We start from the raw sequence: 13,576 nt of genomic DNA on the forward strand, positions 1-13,576 counted from the left end.
GCTTCTTCCCCGGGTTCGTCTTGTTTGTTGGGACGGCGCCTGTCGCGCGCCATCGGGAAGCCTAGAAGGTCGCGCCCTTTCGCTTCAATCCGCGCCGGTTTATACAAAAAAATGATATAATCCCGGCGCCGTCATTGCGAGCCACCCGGTCGGCGCGAAGCGCCGCCGGATGACAGGCTCCGCGAAGCGATCCATTGCAACCGCGTATGTGGAACGCTGGATTGCTTCGTCGCTTCGCTCCTCGCAATGACGGCGGGTGAAAGGAACCCCTACGTCTTGGAACTGCACCAGCTTCGCTGCTTCGTCGCGGCTGCCGAGGAACTGCATTTCGGCCGCGCGGCGCAGCGCCTGCAGATGATGCCGTCGGCGCTCGGCCGCCACATCAAGCTGCTGGAGGAGGATCTCGGGGTCCGGCTGTTCGCGCGCACCACGCGCGCGGTGTTGTTGACCGAGGACGGCTCCGTGCTGCTGCGCGAGGGCCGCGCGCTGCTCGGCCGCGCCGAGGCGATCGAGAACGGCTTTCGCCGCCGGCTGCGCAAGCCACAGGCGCGGCGCTTCCGGATCGGCGCGATCGACAGCGCGGCGGCCGGCCTGCTGCCGCCGCTGCTGCGCGACGTCCGCGCCGCCCATCCCGACGTCGCGGTGCAGCTGCTCGAGGAGAAGACCATCCGGCTGCTGCCGAAGCTATTGTCGGGCGCGCTCGACCTCGCCTTCGTGCGCCCGCCGGAGCGGCCCGACCGCCGCATCGAGTTTGTCCCGCTGCTGCAGGAGACCGCCGTGGTGGCGCTGTCGCACAAGCATGCGCTGGCGCGGCGCAAGCAGATCGTGCTGCCCGACATCGCGGATCAGCCCCTGATCGTGCCGGAGCGCCGCTCGCGGCCGCACAGCCACGATCTGACGACAAAACTGTTCGACGAGGCCGGGCTGACGCCGCGCATCCAGGAGATCGCCGACGAGAAGCAGACCATCGTCAACATGGTCGCAGCGCGGCTTGGCGTTGCCATCGTGCCGCGCTGGACCGCGCGGATGGCGATCCCCGGCGTCCGCTTTGTGCCGCTCCGCCTGAAGCGTGGGAGCAGCGCCGGCCGCCTGCCGCTCGCCGCCGCCTGGCTGAAAGGCTCCCGCGATCCGGTCCGCGACCAGGTGATCGCGGTGCTCGAGGCAAGGTTGAAGAGTTACGCGCGCGAGGCGTGAGGGCGCTGCGTTGCGTGATGCCTCGACGGGCGATGAATGATTTTGGCCGGTTGACCTAGGTCAACGCGACCTGCGCTGGCCGGGTGAGCGTGTCCGGCATGGCGAAGCGTCAGGACTGGGTCATGATCGCAGGGTGCGTCGCTACCGCTTTGGCGGTGGTGGCGCTCGTCGCCCTTTTCTCTGCCTGAGCTGTGTCGCCCCCGTAGTGTTACGGGGGTGTCCAGCTAGGCCCCTGAGATAACTCGGTAATTCCCAAAGCTCGAACACCGCTGGCACAAACTGCACTGGCTTGCCGAGTTCCTCCCGGCATAGCTTCCCCGTCCAACGTAGGGCGGCGTTATGGGCAACCTACTTTACAGCGTGTTTGTCGTGCTGATGGGGCTAAGCCCGGTCATCCTCGTGGCGATTGCCATGTTCATAAACTGAGGGCCGGAGCTGTGTCTTCCGGCGTGCCAACCACCGATCCATGTCGCTGGCGTGCTTAGTTAATAAATCCGCAATGCCTTAACCTGGTGAAAGGTTGGCGTCAGCGCCGGCGTGTACGCTCGCGCCCATGAATTGGGACCTGCTGTATTTCCGTCTCTCGCTCGTCTGGATGGCGATCACCGCTGCCATGCTGGTCTATGTGCTGGTCGCATAAAGGCTGCCTCTGAAGTTTGCCTTACGCGCGGCACCGCACAATTAGTGTCGTCCCGGCGAAGGCCGGGACCCATAACCACAAAAGCCGATTGTTACGCACCGTTGGAACAACAAGTCCCATCAACAACACGCGCCACGGCGTATGGGTCCCGGCCTGTGCCGGGACGACGCTGAATTTGAGGCGCGCAGGTGGGCCTCGCAATCTGCACCACGGATTCGCCGTTGTCTCGGCCGTCGCCAGGACGACGCGGAGAGAACTGCGCACGGGTGCGCCTTTGCTCCGGCACAGGTAGCCAACGGTTCCCATCCAGGCAGGTTTCCGGCAAAGCTGTCGACCGGGGCGTCACTCTGCCGGCGCGGCTCAAATCTCCCCCGGTTTTGCGGGTCGGCCATGAGTTCCTCGTTTGTAGACTCGCGTTATGTTATAATATAACAGTCATTCCATGGCGCATACGCACACCCATGAGGAAAACCATCACGGCCACGCCCATCCCCACGGGCACAGCCACGCCCCGCACGCGCATCCGGCGCAGGCCGCGCACTGGTCGATCCTGCGCATGCCCGTGCCGGCCCGACTGCTCGCGGCACTGGCGGTCAGCGCCTGCCTGTGGGCTGTCGTCTGGCTGGCGATGAGGTGAGACCTGTGGCTGCTCTTGTTACCTTCCGCGACGTCACGCTCGGCTATGACCGCCACCCGGCGGTGCATCACCTCAATGGCGCCGTCGAGGCCCGGGTGCGCTGGTCGCGGTGATCGGCCCGAACGGCGCCGGCAAGTCGACCCTGCTGCGTGGTATCGTCGGCATCCTCAAGCCACTCGCGGGCAGCATCCATCTCGGTGGCCTCGATGCCCGCGACATCGCCTATCTGCCGCAGAGCGTGGAGATCGACCGCAGCTTCCCGATCTCGGTGTTCGACTTCGTCGGCACCGGGCTGTGGCGTGCGACCGGTCTGTTCGGCGGCATCGGCAAGGCCGCCCGCGAGAAAATCCTCGGCGCGATCGCGTCCGTCGGCCTCAATGGATTCGAGAACCGCCCGATCGGCACGCTCTCGGGCGGCCAGATGCAGCGCGTGCTGTTCGCGCGCGTGCTGCTCCAGGATGCGAGCCTGATCGTGCTCGACGAGCCCTTCAACGCCATCGACACCAAGACCACGGCCGATCTGCTCGCGCTGGTGAAACAATGGCACGGCGAAGGCCGCACCGTGCTTGCCGCGCTGCACGACATGGAGATGGTACGCAACCATTTCCCGGACACGCTGGTGCTGGCGCGCGGCCCCGTGGCATGGGGCCCGACCGCGGAGGTGCTGACGCCGGAAAACCTGATCGTCGCGATGCGGATGTGCGAGGCCTTCGACGACAGCGCCGCGGCCTGCGCGGCCGACCCACGCTCGCGGGCCGCCTGACGCCGATGCTATCCGACGCGCTGGTCACGCCGTTCACCGAATTCGAGTTCATGCGGCGGGCGCTCGCCGCCGTGATCGCGCTGGCGCTGGCGGGCGCGCCGATCGGCGTATTCCTGATGCTGCGACGGATGAGCCTCGTCGGCGATGCCATGGCACACGCGATCCTGCCCGGCGCGGCGATCGGCTTCCTGCTGTCCGGGCTCAACCTGTTCGCGATGACGACCGGCGGCCTGATCGCGGGCTTTGCCGTGGCGCTGCTCGCCGGCCTCGTCGCCCGCACCACCGAATTGAAGGAGGACGCGTCGCTTGCGACTTTCTATCTGGCCTCGCTTGCGCTCGGCGTCACCATCGTCTCGATCAAGGGCACGAATATCGACCTGCTGCACGTGCTGTTCGGCAACATCCTCGCAATGGACGATCAGACGCTGCTGGTGGTCGCGTTCAATGCCACGGTGACGCTGCTGGTGCTCGCGGTGATCTATCGCCCGCTGGTCATCGAGAGCGTCGATCCCTTGTTCTTGCGCGCCGTGAGCCGCGCCGGCGGCCCCGCGCATCTCGCCTTCCTGGCGCTCGTCGTCATCAACCTCGTCAACGGCTTTCAGGCGCTCGGCACGCTGCTTGCGGTCGGACTCATGATCCTGCCCGCGGGCACTGCCCGGTTCTGGTCGCGCGATCTGACCACGATGATCTGCATCGCGGTGGCGAGCGCGATGCTGTCGGGCTATGCCGGGCTGGTGCTGTCGTACCAGACCCGGATTCCATCCGGCCCCGCGATCATCCTGGTCGCGGCGGGGCTCTATATTGTGTCGCTGCTGTTCGGCAATGTCAGCGGCCTGGTGCGGCAGCTGTTTCCCGGCCGCCATCTCGAGGCGTGAGTACGATGCGGCGATTGTTCGGTTTGATTGGTCTGGCGCTGCTGCTGGCGAGCGGACCGGCGCGCGCCGCCGAGCGCATCAATGTCGTCGCGAGCTTCTCGATCCTCGCCGACATGGTGCGCAATGTCGGCGGCACTAATGTCGACGTGACGGCGCTGGTCGGGCCCGACGGCGATGCGCATGTCTACGCGCCGACGCCGGCGGACGCCAGGAAGGTTGCCGACGCCAAGCTCGTGGTCATCAACGGCCTCGGCTTCGAGGGCTGGATGCCGCGGCTGCTGCAGGCCTCGGGCAGCAAGGCGCCGGTCGCGGTGGCGACCAAGGGGATCATGCCGCGGAAGATGGGCGGCCATGACGATCCGCATGCCTGGCAATCCGTGGCCAATGCGAAGATCTACGTCGTCAATATTCGCGACGGGCTGATCGCCGCGGCCCCGGACCAGGCAGCCAACTTCAAGGCCAATGCCGACGCCTATCTGGCCAAGCTCGAGGCGCTCGACCGCGAGGTGCACGAGGCGGTGGCGAAAGTGCCGGAGGCGCGGCGCAAGGTGATCTCGACCCATGGCGCCTTCGGTTATTTCGCCGACGCCTACGGCGTCACGTTCTTCTCGCCGCTCAGCGTGTCCACGGATTCCGAGCCCAGCGCGCGCGATATCGCCGCGATCATCGCCCAGATCAAGGTTGCGAAAATTCCGGCAGTTTTTCTCGAAAATATCAGCGATCCCCGCCTGATCGAACGGATCGCGGCCGAGAGCGGCGCCAAGGTCGGCGGGACCCTGATTTCGGACGGTTTGACCGGCGAAAAGGGGCCTGCACCCACTTACATTGACATGGTCAGGCACAATATAAAGGCCCTGACCAGCGCGCTCGCCGACTAGGGCAGGAGCCCTCCCTGCCGGGATTGAGCGCGGCCCCAAGTTCCTTCGGAGTTGTTATGTCTGAAGCGACCTCCCAGAAGATTCCCGTGACCGTCCTGACCGGCTATCTCGGTGCCGGCAAGACCACGCTCCTGAACCGCATCCTGTCCGAAAACCACGGCAAGAAGTACGCCGTCATCGTCAACGAATTCGGCGAAATCGGCATCGACAATGACCTCATCATCGGCGCCGATGAGGAAGTGTTCGAGATGAACAATGGTTGCATCTGCTGCACCGTGCGCGGCGACCTCGTCCGCATCATGGACGGACTGATGAAGCGCAAGGGCAAGTTCGACGCCATCATCGTCGAGACCACGGGTCTCGCCGATCCGGCGCCGGTCGCCCAGACATTCTTCGTCGACGAGGACGTGCAGAAGAACGCGCGGCTCGACGCGGTGGTCACGGTTGCCGATGCCAAGTGGCTGTCCGACCGGCTCAAGGATGCACCCGAGGCCAAGAACCAGATCGCCTTTGCCGACGTGATCGTCCTGAACAAGACCGACCTCGTCTCCAAGGGCGAGCTCGCCGAGGTCGAAGCCCGCATCCGCGGCATCAATCCCTATGCCAAGCTGCACCGCACCGAGCGTTGCCAGGTCGGGCTGACCGACGTGCTGGAGCGCGGCGCGTTCGATCTCGACCGCATCCTGGAGATCGAGCCGGATTTCCTCGAGGCCGGCGACGATCACGACCATGACCACGGTCATCACCATGACCATAATCACCACCACCATGATCACGACCACGGCCATGGCGGGTTGAAGCATTATCACGACGAGGACATGCAATCGCTGTCGCTGCGCTCCGAGAAGCCGCTCGATCCGACCAAGTTCATGCCCTGGCTGCAGCAGCTCGTCGCCACCGAGGGTCAGAAGATCCTGCGCTCGAAGGGCATTCTCGCCTTCCACGACGATGATGACCGCTATGTCTTCCAGGGCGTCCACATGATGCTGGAGGGCAACCACCAGCGGAAGTGGAAGGAGGGTGAGCCGCGCGAGAGCCGCCTCGTCTTCATCGGCCGCGAATTGCCCGAGCAGGCGATCCGCGACGGCTTCGAGCAGTGCATCACCACGTGATGAAAGAGTTCGATCCGGGCGAGGCCCCTTCTTCCATCGTTTCGATCACCGACCGCGTCAAGCCGCTGCCGCTCGGCGCGGCCGTGGGCTCGGTGCATTTCCTCGGCGACCGCGCGTTCTTCGTCGGCGCCGAGGAGGGTGTTGCGATCGCGACCGCCGACGGCGAGATCACACGGATGGAGACGCATTTCGGCGCCATCCTGTGCGCCGCCTCCGACGGCAAGCGGCTCGTCACCGGCGGTGACGACGGCAAGCTGATCGCGATCGACGCCAAGGGCGAGACCTCTGTCATTGCGACCGACGCCAAGCGGCGCTGGATCGACAATGTCGCGCTGCATGGCGACGGCACGCTGGCGTGGTCGGCGGGCAAGACCGCGTTCGTGCGCAATCCCAAGGGCGAAGAGAAGACCTTCGAGGTACCCTCGACCGTCGGCGGCCTTGCCTTCGCGCCGAAGGGCCTGCGGCTCGCGATCGCGCATTACAACGGCGTGACGCTGTGGTTTCCGAACATGGCGGGATCAGCCGAATTTCTGCCCTGGGCCGGTTCGCATCATGGCGTCAGCTTCAGCCCGGACAACAAATTCCTGGTCACCGCGATGCACGAGCCGGCGCTGCATGGCTGGCGGCTGGCCGACAACAGGCACATGCGCATGACCGGCTACCCCGGCCGCGTCCGCTCGATGTCCTGGAGCGCGGGCGGCAAGGGTTTGGCGACCTCGGGGGCCGACACCGTCATCGTATGGCCGTTCGGCAGCAAGGACGGCCCGATGGGCAAGGAGCCTGCGATGCTCGCCCCGCTGCAGGCGCGCGTGTCGGTCGTCGCCTGCCATCCGAAGAACGACATCCTCGCCGCCGGCTACAGCGACGGCACCGTGCTGATGGTGCGCCTGGAGGATGGCGCCGAGATCCTGGTCCGCAGAAACGCCGGCACGGCGGTGTCGGCGCTCGGATGGAATGCCAAGGGCACGCTGCTCGCCTTCGGCACGGAAGATGGTGACGCGGGCATCGTGGAAATGTAAGAGATCGCGGCAGACGAAGCGTTTTCGAGCGAAGTGGGTTTCCGGTTCGCGTGAAGAAAACGCGTCAAAAGACGAAGCTCGCGCCGGGGCCGCAGCGTCATGCGGTTTCTGACGACCTTCCAGCTTGCCGACTTCGGCGACACGTTGATCAGCCTGTTCACGGCCTTCGTGCTGGGAACGCTGATCGGCGCCGAGCGGCAGTACCGCCAGCGCACGGCAGGCCTGCGCACCAATGTGCTGGTCGCGGTGGGGGCTGCCGCCTTCGTCGATCTCGCCATGCAGCTGGACGGCGCCGACGGCGCGGTGCGGGTGATCGCCTATGTCGTCTCGGGCATCGGCTTCCTGGGCGCCGGCGTCATCATGAAGCAGGGCATGGACGTGCGCGGGCTCAACACCGCAGCGACGCTATGGGCTTCGGCCGCAGTCGGCTCCTGCGCCGGTGCCGACATGATCGCGCAGGCGGCCGCGTTGACGGTCTTCGTCATCGCCGGCAACACCATGCTGCGCCCGCTGGTCAATGCCATCAACCGCATCCCGCTGAACGAGAAGGCGCTGGAGGCGAGCTACTATTTCAAGCTCGCGGTTGCGGCCGACGCTCTTCCGGATATGCGCGACCGGCTTGTCGAGAAGCTTGAGGCCGCGAAATATTCGGTGGCCGATATCGACGTGGCCGAGGCCGGTGACGACTTCCTCGAGATCGTGGCGACGCTGGTCTCGACCGCGGTCGAGCCCAACGAGCTGAACGCCGTGGTGGTCGACCTGCAGCATCAGCCCGGCGTGCGGCACGCGACCTGGGAGGTCAGCACCACGGATTGAGCCGAGGTTCCCGCAGGCGCCGCTTCGGAACCATGCCGTGGCGGGATCGTTGACCCCGCGGACAAGGCGCAGGTGAACGAGATGGCTGTGGATCGGACCAGGTTGCGAATCGACATGCTGATCGCCTCGACGCTGGTGGCGGCGGGCGTTGCGATCGCGGTGCTTTCGCTGCACGCGATCAATGCCGCCCCGCCGCAAGAGATCGCGCAGGCGACCCAGCCGCTGCAACCGACGCCGACGCCCGAGCCGCAGAAGACGGCGCCGCCGGCCGAGTCGAAGCCGGGCGGCGAGCGGCCGACCACGCCGGCGCCGCAGCCCGCGCGTCCCGACGATGAGGCACGGAAGGCCGGCGCCAAGCCGGTGCTGCCGCCCGCGCCCGCGGAGAAGACCGCGCCGCCGATCGAGAAAAAGTAAGCGCACCGCGGCCCGCATTGTGACGCGGATTTGACGGACGCTGCCGATTATACGGTCTCGCCTCCACCGCCCGCGCACCCCATAATCCGTCGTCTCGCCAACGACAGATGGGGCCTGCCATGAAGATCGAGGATATCCGGCGCACCGCCTATTCGATGCCGCTCACCAACCCGTCGTTTCCGCCGGGGCCCTACCGGTTCTTCGACCGCGAATATTTCATCATCACCTACAAGACCGACCCGGAAGCGCTCGCCGCCGTGGTGCCGGAACCGCTCGAGGTCACCGAACCGGTGGTGAACTACGAGTTCATCCGCATGCCGGATTCCACCGGTTTCGGCGACTACACCGAGACCGGGCAGGTGATCCCGGTTCGCTTCAGGGGTGAGGAGGGCGCCTACACCCACGCGATGTATCTCGACGATGAAGGCCCGATCGCCGGCGGCCGCGAGCTGTGGGGATTTCCGAAGAAGCTGGCAAAGCCCAGGATCGAGGTCGAGAGCGATGTGCTGGTCGGCTCGCTGCATTACGGCTCGGTGCTCTGCGCCTCCGCCACCATGGGCTACAAGCATCGCAAGGTCGACCACGACACCGTCTTGAAGTCGATGACGGCGCCGAACTTCATTCTGAAGATCATCCCGCATGTCGACGGCAGCCCGCGGATCTGCGAGCTGGTGCGGTTTCATCTGGAAGACATCACGCTGAAGGAGGCCTGGACCGGCCCCGCCGCGCTCGGCCTGTTTCCACACGCGCTGTGCGACGTCGCCCGCCTGCCGGTGCGCGAGGTGGTCTCGGCGCTGCATTTCAAGGCGGACCTGACCCTCGGCCTCGGCTCGGTCGCGTTCGACTACATGGCGAGATGACGAAGTCATTCCGGGGCATCGCGCAGCGATGAACTCTGGTGCGCAATCGCGCACCTGAGAATCTCGCGCAACGATTTCGAGATCCCGGGTCTGCGCGCCTAAGCGCGCACCCCGGGATGACCGTTCGGGTCAGCGCACCAGAATATTCTTGAACTGCCAGGGATCGCTGGTGTCGATGTCTTCCGGAAACAGTCCAGGACGATCCGTCAGCGGCGTCCAGTCGGTGTAGAAGCCCTTGACGGGGCCGAGATAGGGTATCTGGATCTCCAGCAGGCGATCGAAATCCATCTCGTCGGCTTCGACGATGCCTTCGTTCGGGTTCTCCAGCGCCCACACCATGCCGCCGAGCACGGCGGAGGTCACCTGCAGGCCGGTAGCGTTCTGATAGGGCGCGAGCTTGCGGGTTTCTTCGATGGAGAGCTGCGAGCCGAACCAGTAGGCGTTCTTGTCATGGCCGAACAGCAGCACGCCGAGCTCGTCGATGCCGTCGACGATCTCGTTCTCGTCGAGGATGTGGTGCTTTTCCTGCATCTTGCCGGCGCGGCCGAACATTTCATGCAGCGACAGCACGGCATCGTCAGCCGGATGGTAGGCGTAGTGGCAGGTCGGCCGATAGACCGCCGTGCCCGATGCGTCACGCACGGTGAAGTAATCCGCGATCGAGATCGACTCGTTGTGGGTGACGAGGAAGCCATATTGCGCGCCGCGGGTCGGGCACCAGGTGCGCACGCGCGTGTTGGCGCCGGGCTGCATCAGATAGATGGCGGCGCCGCAGCCGGCTTCGTGGCCATGTGCATTCTCGGGCATCCATTTCTCATGGGTGCCCCAACCGAGCTCGGACGGCTGCATGCCTTCCGACAGGAAGCCTTCCACCGACCAGGTGTTGACGAAGACATCGGGCTCCTTCGGCGTCTTGGAACGCTGGGTGTCGCGCTCGGCGATGTGGATGCCCTTGATGCCGGCCTGTCGCATCAAATCCGCCCACTCCGCCTTGGTCTTCGGCCTGGGAGCATTGAGCTTCAGATCGGCGGCGACGTTGAGCAGCGCCTGCTTGACGAAGAAGGAGACCATGCCGGGGTTGGCGCCGCAGCAGGAGACGGCCGTCGTCGAGCCCGCCGGGCGCGCCTTCTTGGCGGCCAGGGTGGTTTCGCGCAGGGCGTAGTTGGAGCGCGCTTCGGGCCCCTTCGAGGGGTCGAAATAGAAGCCGAGCCAGGGCTCGTTGACGGTGTCGATGTAGAGAGCGCCGAGTTCGTTGCAGAGCTCCATGATATCGGTCGAGCCGGTATCGACCGACAGATTGACGCAAAAGCCCTGGCCGCCGCCCTCGGTGAGCAGCGGGGTCAGCACCTCGCGATAATTGTCCTTGGTCAGGCCCTTCTGGATGAACCTGACATTGTGCTTCTCGCAAAGCGCCTTGCGACCCTCGTCCTTGGGATCGAGCACGGTGATGCGCGACTTGTCGTAGTCGAGATGCCGCTCGATCAACGGCAATGTGCCTTTGCCGATGGAGCCGAAGCCGACCATAACGATGGGACCGGTGATCTTCGCGTAGATCTGCGAGGCGGGGCTCATCATTTTCTCCAGGAGAGTGCCTAGCGGCGGATAGAGTGGATCAGGGGCTGCGGCGCTTGGCGGTGACTTCGATCTCGACCTTCATCTCGGGCTTGTAGAGCCCCGCGACGATCAGCATCGTTGCGGCCGGGCGGATGTCGCCGAGGACCTCGCCGCAGACGGCGAAGTGGGCGTCGATGTAGCTGGCGTCGGTGACGTAGTAGGTCGCACGAACGATATCGGCCATCTCGAATCCGCCCTCCTTCAGGGCGGCTTCGATGGTCTTGAAGCAGTTGCGTGACTGGCTCGTGACATCGGCCGGCATCGTCATCGTCGTGTAGTCATAGCCGGTCGTTCCCGCGACGAAGGCAAACTCACCGTCGATCACGGCGCGGCTGTAGCCGACGGTCTTCTCGAGCGGGGAGCCGGTGGAGATCAGGCGGCGGGACATGTTGAACCTCGACTGAAATGGCTTTGCGCGGGGTTTACGGGCATTTTCGGCGCCCGCGCAACCCCTTGGTTCAGGCCTGGCGCGGCCGGCGTTAGCGGGACTGCAGCGTGGTGTCCGGCGGCGACGGCGGCGTGCCGGTCCAGCGCCGGACCAGGATATCCCTGACGATCATCACCGAGATCAGGATCAGCATGACCGTGGTGACGAGGCCGCGCCAACGCGGGCGCGCGCCATCGGTGATGGGAAGGTGCTCCGACATGGCGGCCCGCCTTACGCCGCGTGCGGCACGGCGAGCGGTGCCTTCCGGCTCCGGGATCGCGTCCGCGATGCCTTGGCCTCGGGCAGCGGCGCGCCGGTCGGCGTGATCATGCCCCAGGCGCCGTCCAGCGCGCCGGCGACAAGCTCGAGGCCGAGCAGCCGCTCGCGCTCGAACGTGCCAGGCAGCGACAGCTCGCCGGTTTTGGCGGCGGTGAAGCCGAAGCGGGCGTAGTAGGGCGCATCGCCAAGCAGGATCACGGCGCCGTGGCCGCGCGCCTTAGCGACCGCCAGCGCACGCTGCATCAGCGCGGCGCCGACGCCGAGGCCGCGGCAGTCGTCGTCGACTGCCAGCGGCCCCAGCATCAGCGCGCTGCGGCCCCCCGCGCTGACGTGCCACAACCGCACGGTTCCAACCACCCGGCCGTCCTGGCGCACGGCCGCAAGGCTCAGGCCTTCGGCGGGCGCGCGTCCGTCGCGCAGGCGCTGGCAGGTGCGCGTATGGCGATTACAGCCAAAGCAGGCATCCAGCAGCGCTTCGCGTGCGACGACGTCCGAGCCACGCTCCGCACGGATCGCGAACGGGGCGGCATCTCGGATGAGGGCAACGGGGGTGTTCCGTTTTGCAGTCATGGCACGTCAGTCCCCGCTTGCAACGGCATGTCGTACGCCGCGGCAAGCGTCGTTCAGGAAAATCAAAAATGATCGGGGAGGAGCCGGCGGGGCCGGCTCCCGGTTTATCGGGCCTCGAAAAGGAGGCAAGTCAGATGTGATACGTCTTCAGCGGCGGGATGCCGTTGAACGCCACCGACGAGTAGGTCGACGTATAGGCCCCGGTGCCTTCGATCAGCACCTTGTCGCCGATCTCGAGCGTGACGGGAAGCGGATACGGGCTCTTCTCGTACAGCACGTCGGCGCTGTCGCAGGTCGGACCTGCGAGCACGCACGGCGTCATGTCCGCGCCGTCGTGACGGGTGCGGATGGCGTAACGGATCGACTCGTCCATGGTCTCGGCGAGACCGCCGAACTTGCCGATGTCCAGGTAGACCCAGCGGACCTCGTCCTCGTCGCTCTTCTTCGAGATGAGCACGACCTCGGATTCGATGATGCCGGCGTTGCCCACCATGCCGCGGCCCGGCTCGATGATGGTCTCCGGGATCTGGTTGCCGAAGTGCTTGCGCAGCGCGCGGAAGATCGAGCGGCCGTAGGTCACCACCGGCGGCACGTCCTTCAGGTACCTGGTCGGGAAGCCGCCACCCATGTTGACCATGGACAGGTTGATGCCGCGCTCGGCGCAGTCGCGGAACACCTGCGAGGCCATCGCCAGCGCACGGTCCCACGCCTTCACCTTGCGCTGCTGCGAGCCGACATGGAACGAGATGCCGCACGGCTCCAGCCCCTGGCGCTTGGCGAGGTCGAGCACCTCGACGGCCATCTCCGGGTCGCAGCCGAACTTGCGCGACAGCGGCCACTCGGCGCCGGCGCAGTCATAGAGGATGCGGCAGAACACCTTCGCGCCGGGGGCGGCGCGGGCGACCTTCTCGACCTCGGCGGCGCAGTCCACGGCGAACAGCCGGATGCCGAGCGCGAAGGCGCGCGCGATGTCGCGCTCCTTCTTGATCGTGTTGCCGAAGGAGATGCGGTCGGGCGTCGCACCCGCGGCCAGCGCCATCTCGATCTCGGCGACGGTCGCGGTGTCGAAGCAGGAGCCCATGGAGGCGAGCAGGGCCAGCACTTCCGGCGCCGGGTTCGCCTTGACGGCGTAGAACACGCGGCTGTCCGGCAGCGCCTTGGCGAAGCTCTGGTAATTGTCGCGCACGACCTCGAGGTCGACGACGAGGCACGGCTCGGTGTCGAGGCCATCCTTGCGGCGATTGCGCAGGAATTCCTGGATACGTTCGGTCATGGCACTCTCCCAAACGGCCCAGCGACGGGATCCCGTTCAAAACATGACGTCGGATAAGAGTGCTCTGGCCGGATCGCGCGATGGAGGCGCGACGAAGCCACAAGACTCAAACCAGACTGTGCTGCCGTGGATTGGTTGGGAGTGTTCCCGCCCGCACACCTGGCAATGAAGGACAAGCCTTTTCAGTAGCCCGCGCCGGCGTTGG

Annotated in this window: 14 protein-coding genes and 1 pseudogene; 10 read left to right on the forward strand and 5 right to left on the reverse strand. The window is 65.8% G+C overall.

The features are described from left to right. Nucleotides 1-276: 276 nt before the first annotated feature. From RX327_RS06100 to RX327_RS06145, 10 genes and pseudogenes are all read left to right on the forward strand, one after another. Nucleotides 277-1,194 carry a LysR family transcriptional regulator gene (locus tag RX327_RS06100; protein ID WP_317249765.1) on the forward strand — a complete coding sequence of 306 codons (918 nt, stop codon included), beginning with the start codon at nt 277-279 and terminating at the stop codon, nt 1,192-1,194. 1,082 nt (nt 1,195-2,276) lie between these two features. After that, nucleotides 2,277-2,471, forward strand: coding sequence for a hypothetical protein (locus RX327_RS06105; protein WP_028332851.1), 195 nt, complete (start codon nt 2,277-2,279; stop codon nt 2,469-2,471). 5 nt (nt 2,472-2,476) lie between these two features. Then, nucleotides 2,477-3,234, forward strand: a pseudogene (locus tag RX327_RS06110) (metal ABC transporter ATP-binding protein). Nucleotides 3,235-3,239: 5 nt separating this feature from the next. After that, entirely contained in the window at nt 3,240-4,109 is an 870-nt protein-coding gene (locus RX327_RS06115) for a metal ABC transporter permease (RefSeq protein ID WP_317251208.1), read from the forward strand. A 5-nt stretch (nt 4,110-4,114) separates the two neighbouring features. After that, nucleotides 4,115-4,987, forward strand: a complete 873-nt coding sequence (locus RX327_RS06120; protein WP_317249766.1) for a metal ABC transporter substrate-binding protein — start codon at nt 4,115-4,117, stop codon at nt 4,985-4,987. 56 nt (nt 4,988-5,043) lie between these two features. Continuing rightward, nucleotides 5,044-6,099 (forward strand): GTP-binding protein, encoded by a 1,056-nt coding sequence (locus RX327_RS06125; protein ID WP_317249767.1) that lies wholly within the window; start codon nt 5,044-5,046, stop codon nt 6,097-6,099. Next, complete coding sequence (locus RX327_RS06130) at nt 6,099-7,118, forward strand: WD40 repeat domain-containing protein (RefSeq protein WP_317249768.1); 1,020 nt, start codon at nt 6,099-6,101, stop codon at nt 7,116-7,118. Before RX327_RS06125 ends, RX327_RS06130 begins: the two co-directional genes overlap by 1 nt. A 99-nt stretch (nt 7,119-7,217) precedes the next feature. Continuing rightward, nucleotides 7,218-7,934 carry an MgtC/SapB family protein gene (locus RX327_RS06135; RefSeq protein ID WP_317249769.1) on the forward strand — a complete coding sequence of 239 codons (717 nt, stop codon included), beginning with the start codon at nt 7,218-7,220 and terminating at the stop codon, nt 7,932-7,934. A gap of 81 nt (nt 7,935-8,015) precedes the next feature. Beyond that, nucleotides 8,016-8,348: a hypothetical protein gene (locus RX327_RS06140; protein ID WP_028332857.1), complete on the forward strand. Its 333-nt coding sequence runs from the start codon at nt 8,016-8,018 to the stop codon at nt 8,346-8,348. A 119-nt stretch (nt 8,349-8,467) separates the two neighbouring features. Next, nucleotides 8,468-9,208, forward strand: coding sequence for an acetoacetate decarboxylase (locus RX327_RS06145; protein ID WP_317249770.1), 741 nt, complete (start codon nt 8,468-8,470; stop codon nt 9,206-9,208). 129 nt (nt 9,209-9,337) lie between these two features. On the opposite strand, the gene RX327_RS06150 is transcribed toward RX327_RS06145, so the two are convergent. From RX327_RS06150 to RX327_RS06170, 5 genes are all read right to left on the reverse strand, one after another. Then, a complete protein-coding gene (locus RX327_RS06150; protein ID WP_317249771.1) occupies nt 9,338-10,780 on the reverse strand; it encodes a homospermidine synthase in 1,443 nt (480 codons plus the stop codon). A 40-nt stretch (nt 10,781-10,820) separates the two neighbouring features. Further along, nucleotides 10,821-11,210, reverse strand: a complete 390-nt coding sequence (locus RX327_RS06155; protein ID WP_317249772.1) for a RidA family protein — start codon at nt 11,208-11,210, stop codon at nt 10,821-10,823. A 91-nt stretch (nt 11,211-11,301) separates the two neighbouring features. After that, on the reverse strand, nt 11,302-11,469 hold the full coding sequence (locus RX327_RS06160) for a hypothetical protein (RefSeq protein WP_167350407.1): 168 nt from the start codon (nt 11,467-11,469) through the stop codon (nt 11,302-11,304). Nucleotides 11,470-11,480: 11 nt separating this feature from the next. Further along, entirely contained in the window at nt 11,481-12,098 is a 618-nt protein-coding gene (locus RX327_RS06165; protein ID WP_028332861.1) for a GNAT family N-acetyltransferase, read from the reverse strand. A 130-nt stretch (nt 12,099-12,228) separates the two neighbouring features. Further along, nucleotides 12,229-13,371, reverse strand: coding sequence for a type III PLP-dependent enzyme (locus tag RX327_RS06170; RefSeq protein ID WP_239620823.1), 1,143 nt, complete (start codon nt 13,369-13,371; stop codon nt 12,229-12,231). Nucleotides 13,372-13,576 lie beyond the last annotated feature (205 nt).

Origin of the sequence: Bradyrhizobium sp. BEA-2-5, assembly GCF_032918025.1 — a bacterium.
Lineage (GTDB): Bacteria > Pseudomonadota > Alphaproteobacteria > Rhizobiales > Xanthobacteraceae > Bradyrhizobium > Bradyrhizobium pachyrhizi.